Source organism: Vibrio sp. sp1, assembly GCF_016920955.1.
GTDB classification, from domain to species: Bacteria; Pseudomonadota; Gammaproteobacteria; order Enterobacterales; family Vibrionaceae; genus Vibrio; species Vibrio alginolyticus.
On the sequence record NZ_CP060589.1, the window covers coordinates 62,346 to 88,037 of the forward strand.

At 47.4% G+C, this 25,692-nt stretch carries 11 protein-coding genes; 6 read left to right on the plus strand and 5 right to left on the minus strand.

Annotation, left to right across the window (positions count from 1 at the left end; genetic code table 11):
* Window positions 1–43 precede the first annotated feature (43 nt).
* Both H9L11_RS00340 and H9L11_RS00345 read left to right on the plus strand, forming a co-directional pair.
* Complete coding sequence (locus H9L11_RS00340; protein ID WP_025768445.1) at window positions 44–748, plus strand: B3/4 domain-containing protein; 705 nt, start codon at window positions 44–46, stop codon at window positions 746–748.
* A gap of 1 nt (window position 749) precedes the next feature.
* Complete coding sequence (locus H9L11_RS00345) at window positions 750–1,376, plus strand: LysE/ArgO family amino acid transporter (protein WP_025768444.1); 627 nt, start codon at window positions 750–752, stop codon at window positions 1,374–1,376.
* Window positions 1,377–1,653: 277 nt separating this feature from the next.
* Here H9L11_RS00345 and H9L11_RS00350 read toward each other — a convergent pair whose 3' ends face one another.
* Complete coding sequence (locus tag H9L11_RS00350) at window positions 1,654–2,565, minus strand: alpha/beta hydrolase (protein ID WP_176311000.1); 912 nt, start codon at window positions 2,563–2,565, stop codon at window positions 1,654–1,656.
* Between the two features lie 295 nt (window positions 2,566–2,860).
* On the opposite strand from H9L11_RS00350, the gene H9L11_RS00355 reads away from it, so the two are divergent.
* The 4 genes from H9L11_RS00355 (at window position 2,861) to H9L11_RS00370 (ending at window position 7,475) form a co-directional block, all read left to right on the plus strand.
* Window positions 2,861–3,814: a LysR family transcriptional regulator gene (locus H9L11_RS00355; protein WP_017819843.1), complete on the plus strand. Its 954-nt coding sequence runs from the start codon at window positions 2,861–2,863 to the stop codon at window positions 3,812–3,814.
* A 151-nt stretch (window positions 3,815–3,965) separates the two neighbouring features.
* Window positions 3,966–5,909, plus strand: a complete 1,944-nt coding sequence (locus tag H9L11_RS00360; RefSeq protein WP_205390910.1) for a TonB-dependent receptor — start codon at window positions 3,966–3,968, stop codon at window positions 5,907–5,909.
* A gap of 31 nt (window positions 5,910–5,940) precedes the next feature.
* Window positions 5,941–6,819, plus strand: coding sequence for an alpha/beta hydrolase (locus H9L11_RS00365; RefSeq protein ID WP_180208720.1), 879 nt, complete (start codon window positions 5,941–5,943; stop codon window positions 6,817–6,819).
* A 194-nt stretch (window positions 6,820–7,013) separates the two neighbouring features.
* A complete protein-coding gene (locus H9L11_RS00370) occupies window positions 7,014–7,475 on the plus strand; it encodes a hypothetical protein (RefSeq protein WP_205390911.1) in 462 nt (153 codons plus the stop codon).
* 646 nt (window positions 7,476–8,121) lie between these two features.
* Here H9L11_RS00370 and H9L11_RS00375 read toward each other — a convergent pair.
* The 4 genes from H9L11_RS00375 to H9L11_RS00390 are packed head-to-tail and all read right to left on the minus strand — an operon-like array spanning window position 8,122 to window position 25,550.
* A complete protein-coding gene (locus tag H9L11_RS00375; protein ID WP_154204499.1) occupies window positions 8,122–9,279 on the minus strand; it encodes an HlyD family efflux transporter periplasmic adaptor subunit in 1,158 nt (385 codons plus the stop codon).
* On the minus strand, window positions 9,258–11,384 hold the full coding sequence (locus H9L11_RS00380; protein ID WP_017633495.1) for a type I secretion system permease/ATPase: 2,127 nt from the start codon (window positions 11,382–11,384) through the stop codon (window positions 9,258–9,260). Before H9L11_RS00380 ends, H9L11_RS00375 begins: the two co-directional genes overlap by 22 nt.
* Window positions 11,381–12,664 (minus strand): TolC family protein, encoded by a 1,284-nt coding sequence (locus tag H9L11_RS00385; protein WP_033906201.1) that lies wholly within the window; start codon window positions 12,662–12,664, stop codon window positions 11,381–11,383. The genes H9L11_RS00380 and H9L11_RS00385 overlap by 4 nt, the downstream gene beginning before the upstream one ends.
* Window positions 12,651–25,550 (minus strand): Ig-like domain-containing protein, encoded by a 12,900-nt coding sequence (locus tag H9L11_RS00390; RefSeq protein ID WP_205390912.1) that lies wholly within the window; start codon window positions 25,548–25,550, stop codon window positions 12,651–12,653. The genes H9L11_RS00385 and H9L11_RS00390 overlap by 14 nt, the downstream gene beginning before the upstream one ends.
* Window positions 25,551–25,692 lie beyond the last annotated feature (142 nt).

Genomic DNA, 25,692 nt, shown 5'->3' on the forward strand with positions numbered 1-25,692 from the left:
TAATGTATCTTGCATAAAAATGAATCACTGAAGGAATTATCTAATGGTTGTTATAGTGCCGTCAATCGATGCTCGAATTTCCCAGATTGCACCAGAGTTCAAAGCATTGAGCATATCCGTTAAAGGAACGGAAGTTCAGAGCCAAGAGTATGCAAAACGGGTTCTGCAAGAAGCATGTACTTCCGTCATTGAGAACGACTATCCATGGGCAGAATCACACATCAATGCGTGGGGAGACGTTTTTCGTCAATTTGGCGCTAAACCAAATCGAACCCCTTGCTCGGCTGCTGCACTGCGAAAACGAGTATTGAAAGATGGAGGAATGCAGAGCATTGACCCTATTGTGGATATTTATAATGCCATCAGTATTCGATACGCCATACCCGTAGGTGGTGAAGATATGGACAGTTATCAAGGAACGCCAACACTCACTATCGCAGATGGCTCTGAATCCTTTGACACCATGAAAAATGGTGAGGCTTCAATTGAAAACCCTGATGTTGGGGAAGTAATTTGGCGCGATGAAGTAGGCGTTACTTGTCGTCGTTGGAACTGGAGGCAGGGTGTCAGAACCCGAATTGAATCTGACACACGTAACATGTGGTTTATTCTAGAAAGCTTGCCTGAAATGCCACTAGAACACTTGCAGGAGGCGGGGCAAGAAATGATTAAACACTTGCAAGTGATCATGCCTGATTCAGTGATAGAGCAATCGTTGGTGTTTGCTTCAAAATCCATTGAGGTTTGATGTGATAAATACTTTGTTAACGGGTGCCGTTGTTTCTGGAAGTTTGATTGTCGCAATCGGTAGCCAAAATGCGTTTCTATTAAAGTGCGGATTAAAAAAGCAATACGCACTGTCCGTTGCCACTATCTGCTTTCTTGGAGACATTCTACTGATCAGTACTGGTGTACTTGGTGTAGGGACACTGCTCTATAAAGCACCATTATGGAAAGACCTTTTGACTCTTGGCGGCGTAGTATTTCTTTTCTGGTATGGCTACCAATCTGCAAAATCAGCATGGAATGGTTCAAGTCACCTAGAGTTGGAAAATTCGGACATTGCCCAGAGTTGGTTAAAAGTCGTTTTAATGGCGATGGCTATCACTTTTTTAAATCCACATGTCTATCTGGATACGGTGGTGATCCTTGGTGGTGTGACTGCTCAAATGGAACCTGATGAAAAACTATTGTTTGTTATAGGGGCACTGATTGCATCAGGGATCTGGTTTTATGGATTAGTGTATTTGGCTAACAAGTTGATCCCACTTTTTAGTAAGCCAAGAACATGGAGAATTTTAGATTCTGCGATTTCATGCATCATGTTTGGTATTGCATTGAAGCTCGCAACACCTCTATTAAGCCAATACATATAGAACGTCTCGATAAAGCTGCATTTCCAATAACTAAACTGCTCCTGCCAGATTGGACACAGATTTTCCATACCAGAAGTTATTCGCATTTTGCTAATTTAAGTAAATGCTCTAAATCATTTCTGTCCAGCTTCGAGCTAGCTACCTCTGGCTAGTTCAACTCGCACCAAAGCTTGTTGCACTTCGATTACGTTTCCGATAGTCAGCTAGTTTTGATATGCAAAAGTAATGTGTGGCAAAACGCAAGACCTTACCCCATTTCTTTTTCTTCCTGTGCTAACTAAGTTCGTTCTAACCATGCTCGAATCTGTTTGATAACGGCTGGTATCTCACTTTCTCCTCGCTGGTTTTGAAAAGCGTGATCCAAACCAGCGAGTAACACAAACGACACGTTCGAACGCGACTGCATCAGTTGCTCTGCTTGTCGTTTCGCCTGATCAGGTGAAACGTTAATGTCTCGCTCCGACTGCAAAATGAGAATGTCGGCACTGACCCGTTCAAGTATCGTCCTTTGGTCTAACGTCAGCATCTCTTTCCACCAAGCAAAACCATGGGAGCTCATATTGATGTCCATTGTTTCAGCGCTTACCACGGCTTGCTGAAAACCCAAGAAACCATTTTTTGCATCTATCAAGGCTTCCGATGGCATAGTTTGCTCCATATTATAGAGAACATCATCAACGAAGAAGCGCCCACCAGCGTTCAAAGACACTAAGCTATCAACCGATGGAACTTGTGACGCGACCATGGCGGCAACTACGGCCCCTTCACTCCCGCCAAGTACAATAATGTGCTCATAATTACTCTCAAGTCTTTCGATCACTTGTCGGTAGTCTGCCGTGCGCTGTGTCGGTGAATCCTTTTGAATGTACGCTGTCGGGCAATCAGGGCTATCGCCATCGGGATTCCACCTGATCGCTTGGTTTAGCCCGTATTTCTCTACCGTGAGTAAATCAGCCTCTGGCGCCGTTTGAGAAAATAGGTTATTAATCGTCGTGCTGTGGGAGACGCTATTGCAATCAGAGCCTTGCATGATAACCAACAAGGTATTACTCGGATTTTCCGCCGTTTTGGTGAGGTAATAAATTAACGATGAGCCATCTTGCCGCTCGATACTATGGATAGTAGAAGACGCTTTGGCGACGCCAACAATAAGTAGCGGTATTACTAGAATTATCCGAATCAGGCCCATTTCAACCCCTTAAAATTAATATAAAAGTTAAAATATTCACCTTTTGAGCACCGCGAATCGGTAAAGTTCATTTTGCCTTTAAGATTCTGAATGGAGTGGTGACCTAAAGCTCAACCAGCGTTGTTGTCCAAGGACGTTCTGAAGCCAATCTCGGCAAACACGACTCTGCCCCTTTTCGTGTTAGCACGGAGACAGTCCTGTTACCAGAATTGTGTTTCAATAGTGCCTTGTAGTATCGAAAATACTTACCTCAAACTCTAGAGATTTATGTACTATACCACCTACTGGAAGCTTGATGGGTGGTATTGACGTGAACTTATCTCAAATTGATCTGAATTTGCTCTTTGTTTTAAAGCACTTGCTCGAAGAGAAGCATGTATCTAACACCGCTATGGCTTTAAATATGAGCCAGTCTGCGGTAAGTCGAGCACTGCAAAAAATGAGAGTTTTCTTTAATGACGAATTACTGGTGCGCAAGAAATACGGCTATGAACTGACTCCAAAAGCAGAGTCAGTAAGGCAAGACATCAATAATGTGATTACCAGTTTAGAAAAACTTGCCCATAGAGACTCGTTTGATCCGAGCACTGTATCAAGCACCGTTAAGGTTTACGGCCTTCTTCCTCAGATTAATACCTTAATGCCTAAGGTTATCGCTAAGATTCGGCAAGAGGCTCCAAACCTTAAGGTCAGTTTGGACTCAGCACCAAAACGTCATTTTGATGCGTTGGTGGCTGGAGATGTTCATTTCGCACTTTCCTCTCATCAACCGCCAAGCTCTGAGCAAAATATCTATCGAATGGTTGTTGCTAAGCGTACTTTCCGTTTGCTTATGAGCCGCTATCATCCACTGGCCGATTTAGAGCTAACTCCAGAGCGTTTGGCCGAATTTGACTTTGGACAAGTCTCTTTGCAGGGTGAGAAGCGATTGTCGTTTGAGCATAAATACCAAGAGCTAGGGTTAGCGAACAAAAAAAAGCGTTTATCAGCGCCAGTGCAACTGAATAACTTTAGTTCTGCTCCAAGTATCGCTGCGGAGACTGAGATTATATTTCATCTACCGACACCTTTTGCAGAGGCAGCTTGTCAAGACCCTCGCTTGATCGTTCGAGAAGTACCTGCCGAGCTACAGTTGGACTTTCAAGAAGTCTTCCTATATTGGCACAAACGCTTTAACGATGATCCTATGTGTGAATGGGTACGAGAGATCTTTAAACAGCTCTATGTTGGAACCGATACTTTAGCTTAAATGCTTATATCGGGTAATTCGTGGTTAACTATTCGTATATTGGATAGTGATATTCTCTTTTCTCGATAGTGATTAACTTGTCAGTGATTATGATAATCAGGTTTAATTGATAATAATTATTAAATGCAATTACATTTTAAGCCTATTCAATATGAAGCCTCTTTTCACATACTCTCTATTTTCTACATCAGTTGTTTCTGCTTGTATTACTGTACCTATGGTCGTTGTTGCAAATGACCAGTTACCTGAGACTGGTATCAATACAACAGCAATGGAAACCGTAGTGGTTACAGCCTCTGGTTACGAACAGAATGTCACAGAAGCGCCAGCAACAATAAGTGTTCTCACCCGAGAGCAACTTGAAAATCGCTCATATAAAGATTTGACTGATGCTTTAAGTGATATACCTGGGGTAACCGTTACAGGAGGTGGTGATGGCCAAGATATCTCAATTCGAGGTATGCCTGCTCAATATACGGCCATTCTTGTTGATGGCAGGAAGCAGTCTGGTCGAGAAACTCAAACTAATGGTAGTACGTTTACTGAACAAGACTGGCTTCCCCCGTTGAGTGCAATTGAACGTATTGAAGTTGTACGTGGCCCTATGTCAACCCTTTATGGGTCTGATGCTTTGGGAGGTGTTATTAATATTATTACGCGTAAAAATTATCAAGAGTGGCACGGAAGCTTGCGTGCAGAAACGACGCTTCAAGAAAATTCAAAATCTGGCAATAGCTATCAAGGGCAGCTTTACCTTGCTGGCCCTGTCATTGATGGTCTGTTGAGTACTTCTTTGACTGGACTGTATCAGGAAAGAAAAGAAGATGAAATTGAAGGTGGTTATGCAGGTAAGACACTCGACAACTATCGAGCTTCTTTGTACCTCACACCTACCTCGGATGACACTTTTACTCTGGAGTTCACTAATCATAACCAAGAGCGAGAGACCACTCTAGGTAAATCAGTGGAGCGAGAGTCTCAAGTTGCAGTACGAGAATATGAACGCCAATCTATTGGTTTTAGCCACGACGGAAACTACTCTTGGGGTACAAGTTCTTCATTTATCAGTAATGAAACAGTAAAAAATATCGGTGCAGATAAAGAAGTCGAGAATAGTCAAATTAATACGCAATGGGGTCTGCCTCTTAATGCTCACTACTTAACACTGGGCGCATCTTTCGAGCAAAAGGATCTGACTGATAATAAACTGTCATTGACCTCTAAAAACAAGCAATGGGCAGTATTTGCTGAGGACGAGTGGTATCTCACGGATACATTCGCTCTCACCCTTGGTTTACGTTACGACGACAATGAGATCTTTGACGGGCAATTTAGCCCAAGAGCTTACGGGGTCTGGTCTATTGACCCTAGTTGGACGCTAAAAGGTGGTGTGTCTACGGGTTATCGAGCACCTAGTTTGACACAAATGGACGAAGAGTGGGTTCAAGAGAGCTGTAGAGGACGTTGTTCTATTTACGGTAATCCAGACTTAACAGCAGAAACCTCCATCAATACAGAGATGGGACTGTATTACGTTAATGAGCGAGACCTTTCTGCAAACATTACTTTGTTTTACAGCGACTTCAAAGACAAGATCGAAAGTGAGTTTGTCTATCCGACTTGTACTGATAGCAGAAGTTGCGACCGCACTTACGTCAACATTGATGATGCGATCAGCTATGGTGCAGAAAGTTCCGTATCTAAGGGTATTACAGAGTCAATTACACTAAGTGCGACCTACTCGTATACTCGTAGTGAAAAGAACACTAATGACGATGATGATGGCTTGCCTCTCGTACAAGCACCTGAACATATCTTCTCACTTAATGGTGATTGGGCAGTGCGTGATGATGTTGCTTCATGGGCCCGAATAAACTATCAAGGCAAAGACAAAAACAACATCACTAGTGATAGCACAAGAACTTTGGCACCTTCTATTACTTACGTGGATCTCGGTGTGAACTGGCGTGTAACTAAGAGTGTGAAGTTAATGGCAGCGGTTTATAACTTGTTCGATGATCAAACCACAGAGGAAGAGTTTGGCTACATTGAAGATGGCCGACGCTACTGGTTAGCTGCTGAAGCGACTTTCTAATCTACTCACTTTTTAAGCGAATAACAAAACAATGAATACGAAAATTAAGTCTGCGATGACCTCTGTTCTACTTATGCCCTTTATCTGTTTGGCTGGGGAGTTCAATGTAGAGAAGGATATCTTGTTCAAAACTGTAGGTGAAAGAGAGATTAAACTCGATCTTTATGCTCCTTCGGTTGAATCAAATACTCAGTACCCGTTATTAGTCTGGGTACATGGTGGTGCATGGAAACGTGGGAGCAAAGACGCCATCCCAGAAAAGAACCCATTATTACTTCAGTCTGTGTTGAATGAAGGTTATGCGCTAGCTTCAGTTGATTATCGTTTAAGTGGAGAAGCGATCTTTCCTCAACCAGTACAAGACATTAATGATGCACTGAACTATTTGTACGACAATGCTGAAAAGCTCGGTATTAAAGCGGACAATGTTGTGATAATGGGACGCTCTGCTGGTGGGCACCTCGCTGGCTTTATTGGTGCGACTAACTCGGCATACCACCAAGTAGATTTCTATGAGCCACCAAAGTACAAGGTCTCAGCCGTAGTGAGCTTTTTTGGCCCTACCGATTTACTTGAGTTAAGTAATAAAGGTGGCAAGAAAACCAGCAAAAAATCGTCTGTATCCCGTTTCTTAGGAGATATTCCAAACAATATTCCAAAGCTTGCCAAGAAAGCATCAACGACGAGTTATGTGAATGAAAATACTCCACCATATATACAGTTACACGGCACCTTGGATAAGCGAGTGCCTCTATCTCAAAGTGAGATACTTAAGGCTAAGCTTGATGAGCATGGAGTTACCAACCAACTTTTCATTGAAGAAGGTGTAGGACACAGTGCACCTGTCTTTGATACCGAGAAGTACGTTACTCATGTTTTGGACTTCTTAAATAAACACTTTCCGAACTAACAGCTCTAGTCAATATAAGGCTTAAAAGTTCAAGGGGGAATACTGAGCCAACTGTGATTACAGTTGGCTTTTTCATGTATCTCTATTGGACATTTATCATTCTGATTAACGGGAGCGGCTGCTCATTTTCAGGCAGGGTTGAATAAATCTATGGCTACTTTGGGGTATGTATTCTAACGAACTTATGTCCAAAAGTGTGTCATACGCATCAAAAAGGTGCTCAGATCACATTTGTTAATCTATCATCAAGCCCAGTTGAAGTTGTTAGTCCAAAAGACTCAACCCATATTGTTTATCCTAACGGGTACCTAATCACTACTGGTAGACTGGTTGTTGCAAACTCTGGAGGCTCTGTAGTTAGTAAAGAAGAGCGAGGCATCGTTGTGGTTCGAGATTATGGTGGTAAAAAAACAAATGTAAATCAAAGAAGTGCCCCTTTAGCCGTTTGGATACCGAGTGCTATTGGTGGAGCAATCTTGGGTGGAATGGGAGTTGTAGCTTCGAACCCTAGTGCAGGCCTTAGACCCATGGTCATTGGAGCGTTCTCAGGGGCCCTTGGTGGTGCATTAGGCCCATTGATTGGGGCTGGTCAATTTGGAGGAGGAGGTGCTCTAGGTGTCTCAGTAGGTGGAGCGTGTAGCAGTTGCCATATTTAATTTGGATGATGGCAGTAACATCATACATTACCCTGTACTTTACTCTGTTAAAAGGAAAGAAAGAACGATTTATATATGGGCTCATATCGATCACTCTAATTACTGTGAGCAGTATGTTTAACATCAGAGAGCCTCATCTTTTTGATGTTTTGTCGTCGGTCATTATCTATGTTCTTTCTAAGTGGGTTAAAACAGATCCTAAGTATTTTCTACTCACAGTCACTGCCATATATTGGCTCCACCCTTTAGTTTTGAGTGTTGCAACTCTTCAAAGCTCATGAGAAAGAGCGGATGCACCAATAAAATAATGCTGAATAAGTAAGCGTTGTGTAACTTACAAGGAGTCGCCAGGGTAGCGACTCTTTTTTGATGCTCGATGAAGTATGTCTCGCTTTAAGTCCGTTGATTCGATAGAGTGTTACCGTTCCAACCATCACCTTTTCAATTGAGCTCAAAAAATTCATCTATTCGTTAAGGAATACAAGCCACATAGATCTTTGGAGTATCGTAGTAAAGCTTCTGTATAAACTTTAATCTAGAGCATCACACATAGCGATCATTTGGGTACTTGGTCATATTTAGTTGAATTAGGTAGGTAACGGGAAAACTAACTACCTTTGTCGTTTGCTAAAATAATGCCTGTCATTTAATTTAATTTAGCCTTGAGTAGCGGGTTGAGTAAATAATTAAGAACCGTTTTCTTCCCTCCTAATACATCGACCTGGGCAATCATTCCTGGGCGAATTGGATACTGCTTGCCCTCCTTCTCGAGAAAGTTAGTCTCGGTCTTAACGAGAATTTGATAGAAATAAACTTTTCCTTGAGACGTCTCTTCCTCGATAGTATCGGGACTAATTTGAATAACCTCTCCTTCTAAGTCACCATAAATAGAGAAGTCATAGGCCGTAATTTTTACCTTTGCTGGCATACCGGGGGCAAGAAACGCGATATCCTCTGGTGCAATTTTAGCTTCGACTAACAACTGCTCATCAATAGGCAGCACATACATTATCGGCTCACCTGGCTGGACAACACCTCCTTTTGTCGTGATGACAATATCATTAACCATACCTTTTACTGGTGAAACTATTTCTGTTCTCAGTAATTGATCTTGCCGCTGTACCAAGGCTTCGTTAAGAACATTAAGCTCCGCTTTTTTCTGTGTCAATTCCGTGTAAGCGTCCTGCATATAGCTATTGTTTACTTCTACTATTTGACCTTTAAGATCTTCCAATTCTTTCTCTAAGCGTAACGCTTCCATTTTACTGACTGATGCCGATTTAACCATTGGCCTTAAGATAGCTAGTTGATCTTCTACAATCATTATTCTGCGTTTTAAGCCTGAAATCTTCTCTTTCTTACTATTTCGCCTAGTTTCGAACAGTGCTCGCTCAAAGGCTAAATCTTTGTTATCAATACGCGCCTGATCAGAGAAGGTCAATGAAGGCTTATTTTTGACTTCTGCTTCTAACCTAGTGATTGACGCGAGTAATGAAGAAACTTGACTCCGCCCTTCTCGATAAGCAGCTTGAAAGCGAGTTTTATCCATATGTATCAGAATATCGCCTTCGTTGACCAACTGCCCTTCTTTTACGAGTAAATTTTGTACAATACCGCCTTCAAGGCTCTGAATTTTCTGTAAACGACTAGAAGGGATAATTTTTCCTTCACCTCGGGTTACCTCGTCAATTTCTGAAAAAGCTGCCCAGAGGATAAAAACGGCAACAATCAGAGAACATAACCACAATGCAGGTCGAGCCGAAAGAATGCGCTCGCCTCCTATCAGTTTGCTGGACGAACCCATGCTTTCACCTTTGGTTGCTGAATGCCTAATATTTTATCAAAATCACCTTGCATCGCGACGCTACCATTGCTTAGAACGATACCTTGACTGCCAAGACTGAGCATGCTGCGTTTATGTGTAGACATCACTAAGGTTTTACCTTTTAGCCACGTACTCATAAACCTAATCACTTTTTCTTCATTACTTTGATCAAACGCTGATGTAGGTTCATCCAATAAAACAATTCTTGGGTTTTGCAGTATGAGGCGAGCTAATGCGACGGCTTGTCGTTGTCCTCCAGATAAACTTCGGTTTCCTAAAATTGGCATATCTAATCCGAGAGGATGCGCGCGAACAGCAGACCCCAAACCAATATTGTCGAGCACCTCAAAAATGACGTCGTCGGAATGTCTGTCACCACCGATAAGTAGATTCTCGCGCAAAGTACCGTAAAAAAGCGCAGAGTCTTGTGGTAGATAACCAATGTCTCGTTGTCGGTCACTAGGATCAAGCTGGGTCATAGAAATATCGTCAATCAACAAGTGACCACTATCAATATCTTCTAATCCAGCAAGTACACGTAAGAGGCTTGATTTTCCCGCACCGTTACCTCCTAGCAAAATCGTGTGGGTTCCTGCTTTAATTTTGAGCTTTTCTATAGAGAGTGCTTTTTGTCCTTCTTCTCCATACGTCAAACATACATTTTCTAACTGATAATCACCATTTAACTTAGACTTTTCTGCAAATTGGCGTCCACAAGGGCGCTCCACAGGAGCCTGCATAATTTGGTCGAGCCCTTCTAGAGCCACTTTCACATGTTGCCAGCGTACCAATACGCCTGTAATTTGGTTAACTGGTGCAATCGCACGAGACGTGAGCATGGTACAGGCTATCAAAGCACCAATGGTCATTTCGCTCGCACTAATCTGGTGGACCCCAACAACAACGACAAAAATGAATCCCAATTGCTGAACCATTGACGCACCATAGCTGAGTTTGTTAGACAAGCTTTTTAAATCAATGCTGTCAGCTGCTTGTTTTTTTGTCAGAAGCTCCCAAAGGAAAAGGTTGCGCGAAGTAGCGTTGGTAGCTTTGACTGTTTCAAGGTTCTCTATCACTTCAATCATAAGCCCATGTTTAATAGCTCCTTCTTTTAACCCCTCTCTAGATAACCGTGCTAATTTCCCCTGCATAAGTAGGCTGGGCAACAGCATAAATACTATAGCAAGCACTGGAACCCAAACCACAGCACCACCGAGATACCAGATCACTAACAAGAAAAGGAAAATGAAAGGGAAGTCACTGATAGTCGCCGCTGTCGATGAAGTAAAAAACTCGCGAATAGTTTCGAACTCTTTTAATTGACTTGAAAACGCTCCGACGGATTGAGGTTTGGCTTTTAAGCGCATGTGCAACACTTGACAAAACAAACGAGATGAGAGTTCAAGGTCAAGCTTTTTACCCGTCACATCTAGTAAATAGGCGCGTAAAATACGTAGTAGGAAGTCAAAAACGATTGCAATAACGACCCCAGACGTCAATATAAACAGGGTATCGAATGCATCACTAGGCACCACCCTATCGTATACTTGTAGCGCAAACAGTGAGGTCCCGATAGCCAGAATATTAGCGAACAAGGAAGCTATACCAACATCGATATAGGTTGGCCAACACTTTAAGAGTTGGGACTTCAACCAATGTTTTTCATAAGGCTCCGCATACCCCTCTGCACGGTCATCAGATTTATATGAAACGCTTGCAATAACAACGAAACCGGAATACCGACTTTCAATATCAACACGAGGAACAACTCTTTGTCCTTTTGTTATAGGACAATAGGTAGTGAATTGCTCATCGCTCACTTTAAGCAGAATAATACCATCATTGTCTTCGGTTAGCAGAAGGGCTGGCAAGTGTTGATTATTCAGCTTTCCTAATGACTTTTCCAAGATTACGGAAGAAATTCCGTGGGAATCTAAAGCCCTATTAATCAGCTCAATTGAAAATTTCCCGTCTTTCAATGGTAGACCTTCACCAATGACATTGTAGCGAATTGGCTTGCCAATCAATGCACAATAATTAACGAGCGCCTCTCTAAGTGGGTCTTTACTCTGCGTCTGATTCAATATTCACCCCCATAACTTTCTGGAGCAAAATAAGAATCCAACACGCCTAACTCAGCTCGAATTCGGTATGGAATTCTTAGTAGCTCTATAGAAACATTCAAATGTTGATTAGCTAACTCAAAACGTTCGCGCTCGACGTTCAACAATTCTTGAACAGTGGTTAGACCAGCCCGAAATTGGTCTTGATACGCTAATACCAAATTCGTTGCTGCATCAAGCTGATTGATAATGGCGCCTTCTTGTTTTTCGAGCGTCGCCATCGTTTCGCGCTGTATTCCCATGTTTCGTGCCATATCGAGTTGGGTAAATTGCACATCCCATTTCGCAGCTTCGGCTCGCAAATGTTCAACATCATCTAAGTCAAAGCTCGCAGGGCCTTGCTTTAGACTGGCTCTAACATTGACAGCGATAGCAGAATCTTCCAGTAAATCACCTCCCACTTTTCTACGCTGAGAGTAGGCATCAAGCACAAGTTTCGGCAATTGTTCTGCTTTAGCTTGACTCGCATCATTTTTTGCAACTTCCACTTTCTCGACAGCTTGCATATATTGTGGTGATTGTTTAATGAGTGTCGATTCATCTTCCTTTCTCGGTAGTACGTTCTGTTGAATTTGAGAAAAGTTCGGCAGTGTAGGTAAGCGATTGACTGGCCTTTGGATCAGTAATTCCAAACGAAGCTTTGCCTGACGCTCATCGCTCAAAGCTTGTTGCCACTGTTGCTCACTATAGTATATAGCTTGACGGACTCGATTGACCTCAGAACGATCACTGTATCCACCGCCGCTACGCACATTGGCCATTTTCTCTATATTCTCAAGATGGCTCTGGTGGTCAAGTATCAGTCTCTTTCGCTGTAATTCCATTTTGCTATCAAAGTAAGCTTCAATGATTTCTAACCCTACCTCGGATCGAACCTGCCTTAAGTAATGCATCTTTTCTCGCGCTCGGGCATTCATGCTACTCACTTCACTATCCAAAGCCCCCCAATCATAAAGGGTGTAACTGGCATTTATGTTGTAAGCGAGATCCCCTTTTACACCATCGGCAGGTCCCGCGGACACATCCAGTGTTGGCCAATAACCTCCTTCACTCAGGTCAACTCTCATATCGGCTTGCTCTACTTCTGCTTCAATCGCCCTAACTCTCGGGTTCAAAGATAAACCTTGAATAACCAGTTGCCGTAGAGAAGGGGCCTCTATTGAAGAGGCCGACCAACTACTACTACAGGCTAAACTCATCAATAACAACGACGCTCTGATAGTAGATTTAGTAACCGACATTACTCTCCTCTTCGCTCGTTAATGGTGGCGTAATTGAACCTGCATTACTAAACATGACTCCATCTATCACGATGCTACCTGAGTCACTGCTCGCTAATGGCTCAACTTGCCCATCAGATGACTCCATTAAGGTGAGGTCAGAACTCTCTTCAGCGGTATACGAGAGCATTGCTTCCATCATAGTCGTGACTGACTCAGGAACGCCTTCTCCCGTTGCCTTTACAAAGACATTTAGTTGAGTTCGTTCCACCGTTCCATCGGGGTATGCCACTTCATAAGTGAATGAGTCATTGAGGATTCCACCAAAGACGGCTAAATTGCTATCCGGTGTATAGCTGTAATTACCCTGCGCATCAACATTTAGAGATCCGTATTGCCCTACTAGAGTGGTATTGGTAGCAATAGTTTCGAAATTCAATCCGTCGCCAGAAACAGACAGACTATAATCTGTACCAAACTGAACATCATTATCAAATAAGTTCCCTTCCGCAACAGAAACCTCATCCACCGTATATTGATCCATATAGTGCGTAATAGATGTCAAGTTAGCGCCCAAGGAACCCGCAACTCCCACAGGAACGTTGACTGTTAATGTAACTTCATAACTGCCTTCCGCCAGTCCATCAAATATCACCTGCCCACTATTCCCACTGACTAACGACAATAATGCATCATCAGAGAAGCTTTCTACTTCAGTCATCACGCCCCCTACATCTTGTGCCAGTGTCAATGTAACGTTACTGCCAAGACCAAGTAATTCATTGCTATCTAAAGTAAATCGCAAATCCTGAGTGGTGTTCGCTGCCACCTCGACACTGTATGTATCAGACTGGGAGCCGCCTAATGATACAAGCCAACTAACATTTAGCGCGTCAGTTATCTCTGGTTCAACAACTGAAACGTAATCATAGTGAAGGCCCGCAATAGCCGTATCTGAAGCAGTTCCTTGACCTGAAAGGTTGAAGGTTAGCTCTGCACTCGAACTGCTAAATCCATCTGAGATGGTATAAGTGAAACTATCACTATCACCTAAGCCAGCACGTGCTCCGTTAGCCACATAAGTGTAATTTCCGTCTTCATAAACGGTAAGCTCACCATACTGACCACTCAGTACGACACCCAATGTGCTGCTTCCAAGAACTGTAACTATATCACCGTCGCTATTAGTCACTTGGGTTACCACACCACCATTCGTGAGCGAGTCAGCTACTTCACCAGCATTCCCCCCCTGGATCACGTTGCCACTAACCGTTGTACTGCCTTCAAACTGATACTCAGTGAGGGTAGACGTCACATCAGTTCGTTGTAGTAGTGTTAAGGTATTACTTAATAAAGTGTCCGCAACTATATCCAACACCTCATCCACAACACTAGCTAAACCAATGGCATTCAATCCGGTCGTTAAGGTGTCGACTAAATCACCCGCGCCAATACTGTCAGCACTGGCCAGTAATGGTTCAAGAATAAATGTGCGCACTGCACTTCCAACTCCCAATCCACCTGCAGAACCCAAAACGTTACCATTTAAAGCGGATTCAATTGCGTCTAGGAGCACTTCTTGATTTTCTGCGCCCAAAACCACACCACCTGAGCCCAATTCCGTTAGAGATACATTATTATCACCACTCGTATCAAACAGATTTGCCAGCTCACTTTCATCGTTACGAACTACAACCGAATATTCGCCAGCCGGTAACCCCGAGAAGTTAGCCACGAGAGTATCATCACCAGTCACCCCTAAAACAGTCAGTCCTGCAACGTCACCTACAAGAGGATTGTCTGGTGACATTGCTTGTCTAACGACTTGACCCTGGGCATCAACAACCTCAACAACATACGCATCTGCAACGGCCACTAAAGCTTCTTGGTTCACTTCTACAACAACTTCTCCATTGAAGCCGCTGCCTACAATAATAGGAGTGCTTGAAATACTGCTTGCGTTATTCGTCGTGCTTATACTTGATAGTGTTGTATCGCTCGATGCACCTTCTAACAGCCCAAGAACTTGCGTATCGCTGTCTGTCACAGGCTCACTTACTTGGCTGGTTTGTACACCTAATGCCATATCTACTGAATCTGATTGAGCGGATGCAGCAGTAAAATCTGTCCCAGAGATCGCAATCGTCAGCGTTGCTGTATCCGATGTTTCGCCATCCGATAAAGTGTAGGTAAAGATTTCATTTTGCCCGACAGAGGCTCTATCACCATTGGCAACATAGCGATAGCTACCATCAGATTCAATATCCAATGTGCCAAATTGTCCTTCTATAGTAGTAACACCTGACGCATTGACGATAAGGCTCTCACCAGTTGAGCTCTCAACTTCCGTGATCAAAGATCCTGCTATAACGGCGTCTGCTCCCTCTCCATTGCTATTACCCGTAATAACATTGCCTTGCGCCTCAGTTTCTCCGTTATAAATGTACTCAGTGACTGTCGTCGTAATATCGGTGCCTTGTAACACTGTTAACGTATTACTGAGTAATGCATCAGCAACAGCGCTCAGCACGATATCTAAACTACCTGTCAAGCCAAGCCCGTCTAGACCTAAAGTCAAAACGTCTACAAGTTCACCCGCCCCAATTTCGGTCGTGGTGTCCAGCGCAGACTCCAGAATTCCTCGCACTGGAGGGCCTAGAACTACTCCGAGAGTTCCTTCAACAGTATTTAAAACAGAATCCTGGTTATCTGGCCCCAATACTACTCCAGCATTACCAAGCTCGGTTAGATTAACATCACCATTGCCATCGCTATCGAGCAATTCTTCCAACTTACTCTCATCATTGCGTACAACGACCGTATAATCTCCTGCCGCTAGTCCATCCACAGTGAATGAAACAGTTTCATCACCTGTAACATTAAACACATCTAAACCACCAACATCAGCCAATTGAGAATTAGCACTAACACTTGCATACACTAGCTCATTGTTTGAATTGTACACCTCAACTTTGTATGCATCGGCCACAGCAACCAAGCTCTTTTGCGAGACCTCAATCGCTACTTCACCAACATGATCTACAGACACTGTAAACGCAGAGCTTGCGTCTGTGCCTCCAGTGCTTTCTGCCACCCCAACCACTTGGACATCTTGAGTCGTTTGAGCAGGAGATACTGTTACGGTAGGATCTCCCATATCTAGAGAGCTAGTATCTTCGACTGCATCAATCGATTGAATTACAATATCTTGAGCAAGGCTACTTTCACTATTCCCGGCTTCATCAGTGACGGTGGCTATAACTGAATGTGTTCCTAAAGATAGAGTAGCATTTGAAAGATCAAGCACCCAGTTACCACTACCGTCTATAGTTAGCTCTGGGTCGGTACCTTCGGTATATATTGTTCCTGACACATTAACAGTAAGTAGTGTAGCTTCACTAGTGTTGATGGTACCGGTCAACACTAACGTTGTATCACTTGTGATAAAATCACCACCAGTACCAGAGTCAGTGGTGATGCTATCAAAGCTAACTATCGGTTCACCAATTACACCACCACTGACAGATGTATCTAAAATGGTGGTATCAGTAACTGTGCCAGTGTTCCCCACTGCATCTGTCACTTCCATGAAGACTGTAATCAAACCATCACTCAAACCGGATAAGTTAAGGTTATTGACGGTAACTACGCCCGAGCCGTCTACGGTAATATTCGTTGTAGGAATAGAGATATTGGTATTACCGTCACTGACTAGAATCGAATCTATGGTTGCTCCAACCTCTACTTGTCCCGATAAAGATACTGAAACCGATTCAGTCTCACTTAACAACTCATCACCACCGTCATTAAACGCGATCGAATTACTCCCATCACCATTACTTGGTCCGGTAGTGTCGATAACTAATGTACCAGAGGCTACCCCCTGGTTCCCCGCCTCATCGGTTGCTGTTACCGTAACGGTGTAGCTGTTGTCAGCTAGCGACGCTAACGTATTGTCCGCCAAGGTCCAGGTGCCATCACCGTTATTGGTTGCTGGATAATCAACCCCATTAACTGTGACCGTAATATTAGCGGTAACATCATTAACCGTACCCACTAATGCCGGCGTCGTATCATTAGTAGTAACGTCATTAGCCGTAACTATTGGCCCTACTGTATCAACAACCAACGTACCAGAGGCTACCCCCTGGTTCCCCGCCTCATCGGTGGCCGTTACCGTAACGGTGTAGCTGTTATCGGCTAACGACGCTAAGGTATCGTCCGCCAAGGTCCAGGAGCCATCACCATTATTGGTTGCGGTATAATCCGCTCCATCCACCGTTACCGTTACGCTCGCCGTGGCATCATCCACTGAGCCTGTTAACGTTGGCGTCGCATCGTTGGTCGTAGCGTCATTCACCGAGACAATAGGCGCAACCCCATCCACCACCACCGTGGCAGGCGCACTTTCATTGCCCGCCTCATCACTGGCTGTGGCCGTAACCGTCGTGCCATCCGCTAAAGGCGCGTCTGGCGTGATGCTCCAGTCCCCATTGCCATCAGCAACCGTGGTGTAATCGGAAATGCCATCCCCATCCACATCCACCTGCACTTCACTGCCGGCTTCTGCCGTGCCGCTGATCTCTGAGCCGTTGGTCGCGTCTAATACTGGCGCGGCGGGTGCCGTTGTATCAATCACCAAGGTCCCCGTTGCGGTCCCTTGGTTCCCCGCCTCATCGGTGGCGGTCACCGTAACGGTGTAGCTGCTATCGGCTAACGACGGTAAGGTATCGTCCGCCAAGGTCCAGGTGCCATCACCGTTATTGGTTGCTGGATAATCAACCCCATTAACTGTGACCGTAATATTAGCGGTAACATCATTAACCGTACCCACTAATGCCGGCGTCGTATCATTAGTAGTAACGTCATTAGCCGTAACTATTGGCCCTACTGTATCAACAACCAACGTACCAGAGGCTACCCCCTGGTTCCCCGCCTCATCGGTGGCCGTTACCGTAACGGTGTAGCTGTTATCGGCTAACGACGCTAACGTATTGTCCGCCAAGGTCCAGGTGCCATCACCATTATTGGTTGCGGTATAATCCGCTCCATCCACCGTTACCGTTACGCTCGCCGTGGCATCATCCACTGAGCCCGTTAACGTTGGCGTCGCATCGTTGGTCGTAGCGTCATTCACCGAGACGATAGGCGCAACCCCATCCACCACCACCGTGGCAGGCGCACTTTCATTGCCCGCCTCATCACTGGCTGTGGCCGTAACCGTCGTGCCATCCGCTAAAGGCGTGTCTGGCGTGATGCTCCAGTCCCCATTGCCATCAGCAACCGTGGTGTAATCGGAAATGCCATCCCCATCCACATCCACCTGCACTTCACTGCCGGCTTCTGCCGTGCCGCTGATCTCTGAGCCGTTGGTCGCGTCTAATACTGGCGCGGCGGGTGCCGTTGTATCAATCACCAAGGTCCCCGTTGCGGTCCCTTGGTTCCCCGCCTCATCGGTGGCGGTCACCGTAACGGTGTAGCTGTTATCGGCTAGCGACGGTAAGGTGTTGTCCGCCAAGGTCCAGGTGCCATCACCGTTATTGGTTGCTGGATAATCAACCCCATTAACTGTGACCGTAATATTAGCGGTAACATCATTAACCGTACCCACTAATGCCGGCGTCGTATCATTAGTAGTAACGTCATTAGCCGTAACTATTGGCCCTACTGTATCAACAACTAACGTACCAGAGGCTACCCCCTGGTTCCCCGCCTCATCGGTGGCCGTTACCGTAACGGTGTAGCTGTTATCGGCTAAGGACGCTAACGTATTGTCCGCCAAGGTCCAGGTGCCATCACCATTATTGGTTGCGGTATAATCCGCTCCATCCACCGTTACCGTTACGCTCGCCGTGGCGTCATCCACCGAGCCCGTTAACGTTGGCGTCGCATCGTTGGTCGTAGCGTCATTCACCGAGACGATAGGCGCAACCCCATCCACCACCACCGTGGCAGGCGCACTTTCATTGCCCGCCTCATCACTGGCCGTGGCCGTAACCGTCGTGCCATCCGCTAAAGGCGTGTCTGGCGTGATGCTCCAGTCCCCATTGCCATCAGCAACCGTGGTGTAATCGGAAATGCCATCCCCATCCACATCCACCTGCACTTCACTGCCGGCTTCTGCCGTGCCGCTGATCTCTGAGCCGTTGGTCGCGTCTAATACTGGCGCGGCGGGTGCCGTTGTATCAATCACCAAGGTCCCCGTTGCGGTCCCTTGGTTCCCCGCCTCATCGGTGGCGGTCACCGTAACGGTGTAGCTGTTATCGGCTAGCGACGGTAAGGTGTTGTCCGCCAAGGTCCAGGTGCCATCACCATTATTGGTTGCTGGATAATCAACCCCATTAACTGTGACCGTAATATTAGCGGTAACATCATTAACCGTACCCACTAATGCCGGCGTCGTATCATTAGTAGTAACGTCATTAGCCGTAACTATTGGCCCTACTGTATCAACAACTAACGTACCAGAGGCTACCCCCTGGTTCCCCGCCTCATCGGTGGCCGTTACCGTAACGGTGTAGCTGTTATCGGCTAAGGACGCTAACGTATTGTCCGCCAAGGTCCAGGTGCCATCACCATTATTGGTTGCGGTATAATCCGCTCCATCCACCGTTACCGTTACGCTCGCCGTGGCGTCATCCACCGAGCCCGTTAACGTTGGCGTCGCATCGTTGGTCGTAGCGTCATTCACCGTGACGATAGGCGCAACCCCATCCACCACCACCGTGGCAGGCGCACTTTCATTGCCCGCCTCATCACTGGCCGTGGCCGTAACCGTCGTGCCATCCGCTAAAGGCGTGTCTGGCGTGATGCTCCAGTCCCCATTGCCATCAGCAACCGTGGTGTAATCGGAAATGCCATCCCCATCCACATCCACCTGCACTTCACTGCCGGCTTCTGCCGTGCCGCTGATCTCCGAGCCGTTGGTCGCGTCTAATACTGGCGCGGCGGGTGCCGTTGTATCAATCACCAAGGTCCCCGTTGCGGTCCCTTGGTTCCCCGCCTCATCGGTGGCGGTCACCGTAACGGTGTAGCTGTTATCGGCTAGCGACGGTAAGGTGTTGTCCGCCAAGGTCCAGGAGCCATCACCATTATTGGTTGCTGGATAATCAGTTCCATTTAGGCTAACAACGACATTTGCTGTTGGATTGCTTATAGTCCCAGATAAGGGAGGAGTGTCATCATTAGTGACTTCATTATTGAACGTAACCGTCGCGGCGGAAGTGTTGATGGTACTCGTAGCAGGAGCACTGGTGTTCCCTGCTTTATCGGTGGCCGTCGCAACGACCTCTGTACCGTTATTCAGCGGACTATCTGGCGTTACACTCCAGTTGCCATTTTCATCTGCAGCGGTTGTATAATCGGGCATACCATCGCTATCAACATCAAGACGAACAATGCTATTCGCTTCCGCAATGCCACTAATTTCCGTACCATTTCCGGCATTAATAACTGGACTATCCGGAGCAACCGTATCAATGTTCAAGGTGCCCGTTATTGTCCCCTGGTTCCCCGCCTCATCGGTTGCCGTTACCGTTACGGTGTAGCTGTTATCGGCTAACGACGGTAAGGTATTGTCCGCCAAGGTCCAGGTGCCATCACCATTATTGGTTGCTGGATAATCTGCCCCATCCACCGTTACCGTTACGCTCGCCGTGGCGTCATCCACCGAGCCCGTTAACGTTGGCGTCGCATCGTTGGTCGTAGCGTCATTCACCGTGACGATAGGCGCAACCCCATCCACCACCACCGTGGCAGGCGCACTTTCATTGCCCGCCTCATCACTGGCTGTGGCCGTAACCGTCGTGCCATCCGCTAAAGGCGCGTCTGGCGTGATGCTCCAGTCCCCATTGCCATCAGCAACCGTGGTGTAATCGGAAATGCCATCCCCATCCACATCCACCTGCACTTCACTGCCGGCTTCTGCCGTACCGCTGATCTCTGAGCCGTTGGTCGCGTCTAATACTGGCGCGGCAGGCGCCATTGTATCAATCACCAAAGTGCCCGTTGTTGTCCCCTGGTTCCCCGCCTCATCGGTGGCGGTCACCGTAACGGTGTAGCTGTTATCGGCTAAGGACGCTAACGTATTGTCCGCCAAGGTCCAGGTGCCATCACCATTATTGGTTGCGGTATAATCCGCTCCATCCACCGTTACCGTTACGCTCGCCGTGGCGTCATCCACCGAGCCCGTTAACGTTGGCGTCGCATCGTTGGTCGTAGCGTCATGCACCGAGACGATAGGCGCAACCCCATCCACCACCACCGTGGCAGGCGCACTTTCATTGCCCGCCTCATCACTGGCCGTGGCCGTAACCGTCGTGCCATCCGCTAAAGGCGCGTCTGGCGTGATGCTCCAGTCCCCATTGCCATCAGCAACCGTGGTGTAATCGGAAATGCCATCCCCATCCACATCCACCTGCACTTCACTGCCGGCTTCTGCCGAGCCGCTGATCTCCGAGCCGTTGGTCGCGTCTAATACTGGCGCGGCGGGTGCCGTTGTATCAATCACCAAGGTCCCCGTTGCGGTCCCTTGGTTCCCCGCCTCATCGGTTGCTGTTACCGTAACGGTGTAGCTGTTATCGGCTAGCGACGGTAAGGTGTTGTCCGCCAAGGTCCAGGAGCCATCACCGTTATTGGTTGCTGGATAATCAACCCCATTAACTGTGACCGTAATATTAGCGGTAACATCATTAACCGTACCCACTAATGCCGGCGTCGTATCATTAGTAGTAACGTCATTAGCCGTAACTATTGGCCCTACTGTATCAACAACCAACGTACCAGAGGCTACCCCCTGGTTCCCCGCCTCATCGGTGGCCGTTACCGTAACGGTGTAGCTGTTATCGGCTAACGACGCTAAGGTATCGTCCGCCAAGGTCCAGGTGCCATCACCATTATTGGTTGCGGTATAATCCGCTCCATCCACCGTTACCGTTACGCTCGCCGTGGCGTCATCCACCGAGCCCGTTAACGTTGGCGTCGCATCGTTGGTCGTAGCGTCATTCACCGTGACGATAGGCGCAACCCCATCCACCACCACCGTGGCAGGCGCACTTTCATTGCCCGTCTCATCACTGGCCGTGGCCGTAACCGTCGTGCCATCCGCTAAAGGCGCGTCTGGCGTGATGCTCCAGTCCCCATTGCCATCGGCAACCGTGGTGTAATCGGAAATGCCATCCCCATCCACATCCACCTGCACTTCACTGCCGGCTTCTGCCGTGCCGCTGATCTCTGAGCCGTTGGTCCCGTCTAATACTGGCGCGGCGGGTGCCGTTGTATCAATCACCAAGGTCCCCGTTGCGGTCCCTTGGTTCCCCGCCTCATCGATGGCGGTCACCGTAACGGTGTAGCTGTTGTCAGTTAGCGACGCTAACGTATTGTCCGCCAAGGTCCAGGTGCCATCACCGTTATTGGTTGCTGGATAATCAACCCCATTAACTGTGACCGTAATATTAGCGGTAACATCATTAACCGTACCCACTAATGCCGGCGTCGTATCATTAGTAGTAACGTCATTAGCCGTAACTATTGGCCCTACTGTATCAACAACCAACGTACCAGAGGCTACCCCCTGGTTCCCCGCCTCATCGGTGGCCGTTACCGTAACGGTGTAGCTGTTATCGGCTAACGACGCTAAGGTATCGTCCGCCAAGGTCCAGGTGCCATCACCATTATTGGTTGCTGGATAATCTGCCCCATCCACCGTTACCGTTACGCTCGCCGTGGCGTCATCCACCGAGCCCGTTAACGTTGGCGTCGCATCGTTGGTCGTAGCGTCATTCACCGTGACGATAGGCGCAACCCCATCCACCACCACCGTGGCAGGCGCACTTTCATTGCCCGCCTCATCACTGGCCGTGGCCGTAACCGTCGTGCCATCCGCTAAAGGAGCCTCTGGCGTGATGCTCCAGTCCCCATTGCCATCGGCAACCGTGGTGTAATCGGAAATGCCATCCCCATCCACATCCACCTGCACTTCACTGCCGGCTTCTGCCGTGCCGCTGATCTCTGAGCCGTTGGTCGCGTCTAATACTGGCGCGGTGGGTGCCGTTGTATCAATCACCAAGGTCCCCGTTGCGGTCCCTTGGTTCCCCGCCTCATCGGTGGCGGTCACCGTAACGGTGTAGCTGCTATCGGCTAACGACGGTAAGGTATCGTCCGCCAAGGTCCAGGTGCCATCACCATTATTGGTTGCGGTATAATCCGCTCCATCCACCGTTACCGTTACGCTCGCCGTGGCATCATCCACTGAGCCCGTTAACGTTGGCGTCGCATCGTTGGTCGTAGCGTCATTCACCGTGACGATAGGCGCAACCCCATCCACCACCACCGTGGCAGGCGCACTTTCATTGCCCGCCTCATCACTGGCCGTGGCCGTAACCGTCGTGCCATCCGCTAAAGGCGTGTCTGGCGTGATGCTCCAGTCCCCATTGCCATCAGCAACCGTGGTGTAATCGGAAATGCCATCCCCATCCACATCCACCTGCACTTCACTGCCGGCTTCTGCCGTGCCGCTGATCTCTGAGCCGTTGGTCGCGTCTAATACTGGCGCCGCGGGTGCCGTTGTATCAATCACCAAGGTCCCCGTTGCGGTCCCCTGGTTCCCCGCCTCATCGGTGGCGGTCACCGTAACGGTGTAGCTGCTATCGGCTAACGACGGTAAGGTATCGTCCGCCAAGGTCCAGGTGCCATCACCATTATTGGTTGCGGTATAATCCGCTCCATCCACCGTTACCGTTACGCTCGCCGTGGCATCATCCACCGAGCCCGTTAACGTTGGCGTCGCATCGTTGGTCGTAGCGTCATTCACCGAGACGATAGGCGCAACCCCATCCACCACCACCGTGGCAGGCGCACTTTCATTGCCCGCCTCATCACTGGCCGTGGCCGTAACCGTCGTGCCATCCGCTAAAGGAGCCTCTGGCGTGATGCTCCAGTCCCCATTGCCATCGGCAACCGTGGTGTAATCGGAAATGCCATCCCCATCCACATCCACCTGCACTTCACTGCCGGCTTCTGCCGTGCCGCTGATCTCTGAGCCGTTGGTCGCGTCTAATACTGGCGCGGCGGGTGCCGTTGTATCAATCACCAAGGTCCCCGTTGCGGTCCCTTGGTTCCCCGCCTCATCGGTGGCGGTCACCGTAACGGTGTAGCTGCTATCGGCTAACGACGGTAAGGTATCGTCCGCCAAGGTCCAGGTGCCATCACCATTATTGGTTGCGGTATAATCCGCTCCATCCACCGTTACCGTTACGCTCGCCGTGGCATCATCCACTGAGCCCGTTAACGTTGGCGTCGCATCGTTGGTCGTAGCGTCATTCACCGTGACGATAGGCGCAACCCCATCCACCACCACCGTGGCAGGCGCACTTTCATTGCCCGCCTCATCACTGGCCGTGGCCGTAACCGTCGTGCCATCCGCTAAAGGCGTGTCTGGCGTGATGCTCCAGTCCCCATTGCCATCAGCAACCGTGGTGTAATCGGAAATGCCATCCCCATCCACATCCACCTGCACTTCACTGCCGGCTTCTGCCGTGCCGCTGATCTCTGAGCCATTAGTAGGGTTTAATTCTGGGGTTGAGGGCGCAGCAGGTACAGTAGGTGCATTTGTATCAATAACCACAACCCCTGTGGCAGTCCCTTGATTGCCGACTTCATCGGTGGCGGTCACCGTAACGGTGTAGCTGTTATCAGCTAGCGACGGTAAAGTATTGTCTGCTAGTATCCAAGTCCCATCACCATTATTAGTTGCAACGTATTGCTCATCGTTCAAGCTAACAATAATAGTCGCCGTGGGATCATCAATGGTGCCACCTAATTCTGGTGTTGTGTCATTAGTCAGCACATCGTTTACTTGTATGTTAGGCCCCTGAGCGTCAATCGTCGATACACTAGGCCCACTTTCGTTGCCAGCTTTATCAGTGGCTGTTACTTTGACTTCTGATCCATTCTCTAACGCAGGCTCAAAAGTAATACTCCAAGACCCTGAATCATCAGTAACAGTAGTATAATCAGTTTTACCATCACCGTTGACATCTATCTGAATTAGGCTGCCAGGTTCAGCGTTGCCGCTTAAGTCACTACCATCACTAGGGTTTATCGTTGGGGTATCAGGAGCTGTTAGATCTATGACCAAGCTGCCGGATACTGTGCTGCTGTTACCAGCTGGATCTGTCGCGGTTATTTTTACAGCGTACTCTCCTTCTGCAAGCTCGGGTAAGGTATTATCCAGCAAGCTCCAAGTACCATCACCATTATTTATAGCTGGGTAATCAACCCCATTAATCGTAACAACAATCGATGCTGTAGCATCGTTTACAGTACCACTTAAGGCAGGTGTACTATCATTAGTCGCCAAGTCACTAAAACCAACATTAGGAGCTTCAGTATCTTCAACAGCAGGTTGTTCATCATTATTGCTACTTCCATTGCTCCCCCCTCCTATCGCGGCAGCTCCGAGTCCCACCAGAGCAACGCCACCCAAGATCATCGGCCACCAAACTGTTTGTTCTTCGACCGTGTCATAGCCTAAACTTTGAAAAACAACTTCATCTTCTTCTAAGCTTTCTAGAAGATCTTCCGTTAATCCAGATTGTGGAACGAAGTAGTAGTATTGTCCGTCTTCCGCTAAGCCAACAAATTTAGGAGGGTTATCTAGTTGAAAGTAGCCTTCGAGTATTAAATTAGCTGGAGCATTGGCTGGCGTGCCACCCAAACGGATTTCTAACGAGTCATCAATTCGTTTAAACAAAACTTGTTGTGGGGCTACACCCGTACTTGGTTCAACCACTTCGTAAAGAACATTATTTTGTACCCCTATAGAAGTACTACCATTGTTAGCCGCCACATCATAGCGTTCAACAATCTGATCGCCATCACGAACGATGATTTCGTACTGATTATCCATAACACAATACCTGCCAAATTATTGATTAGTTAAATGTTTTTGATGACCTAGTTTTGTACATAGGTTGTCACGTAAACCTGTTCCTACCCCTTACGATGAATGAGTAAAAACAACGGATGATTTAAGGCATTTCTTACTGATT

Coding starts and splice junctions, on each gene's coding strand:
- H9L11_RS00350 (WP_176311000.1), bottom strand. CDS start 2,565: ATGGGCCTGATTCGGATAATTCTAGTAATACCGCTACTTATTGTTGGC.
- H9L11_RS00390 (WP_205390912.1), bottom strand. CDS start 25,550: ATGGATAATCAGTACGAAATCATCGTTCGTGATGGCGATCAGATTGTT.
- H9L11_RS00360 (WP_205390910.1), top strand. CDS start 3,966: ATGAAGCCTCTTTTCACATACTCTCTATTTTCTACATCAGTTGTTTCT.
- H9L11_RS00375 (WP_154204499.1), bottom strand. CDS start 9,279: ATGGGTTCGTCCAGCAAACTGATAGGAGGCGAGCGCATTCTTTCGGCT.
- H9L11_RS00385 (WP_033906201.1), bottom strand. CDS start 12,664: ATGTCGGTTACTAAATCTACTATCAGAGCGTCGTTGTTATTGATGAGT.
- H9L11_RS00355 (WP_017819843.1), top strand. CDS start 2,861: ATGGGTGGTATTGACGTGAACTTATCTCAAATTGATCTGAATTTGCTC.
- H9L11_RS00365 (WP_180208720.1), top strand. CDS start 5,941: ATGAATACGAAAATTAAGTCTGCGATGACCTCTGTTCTACTTATGCCC.
- H9L11_RS00340 (WP_025768445.1), top strand. CDS start 44: ATGGTTGTTATAGTGCCGTCAATCGATGCTCGAATTTCCCAGATTGCA.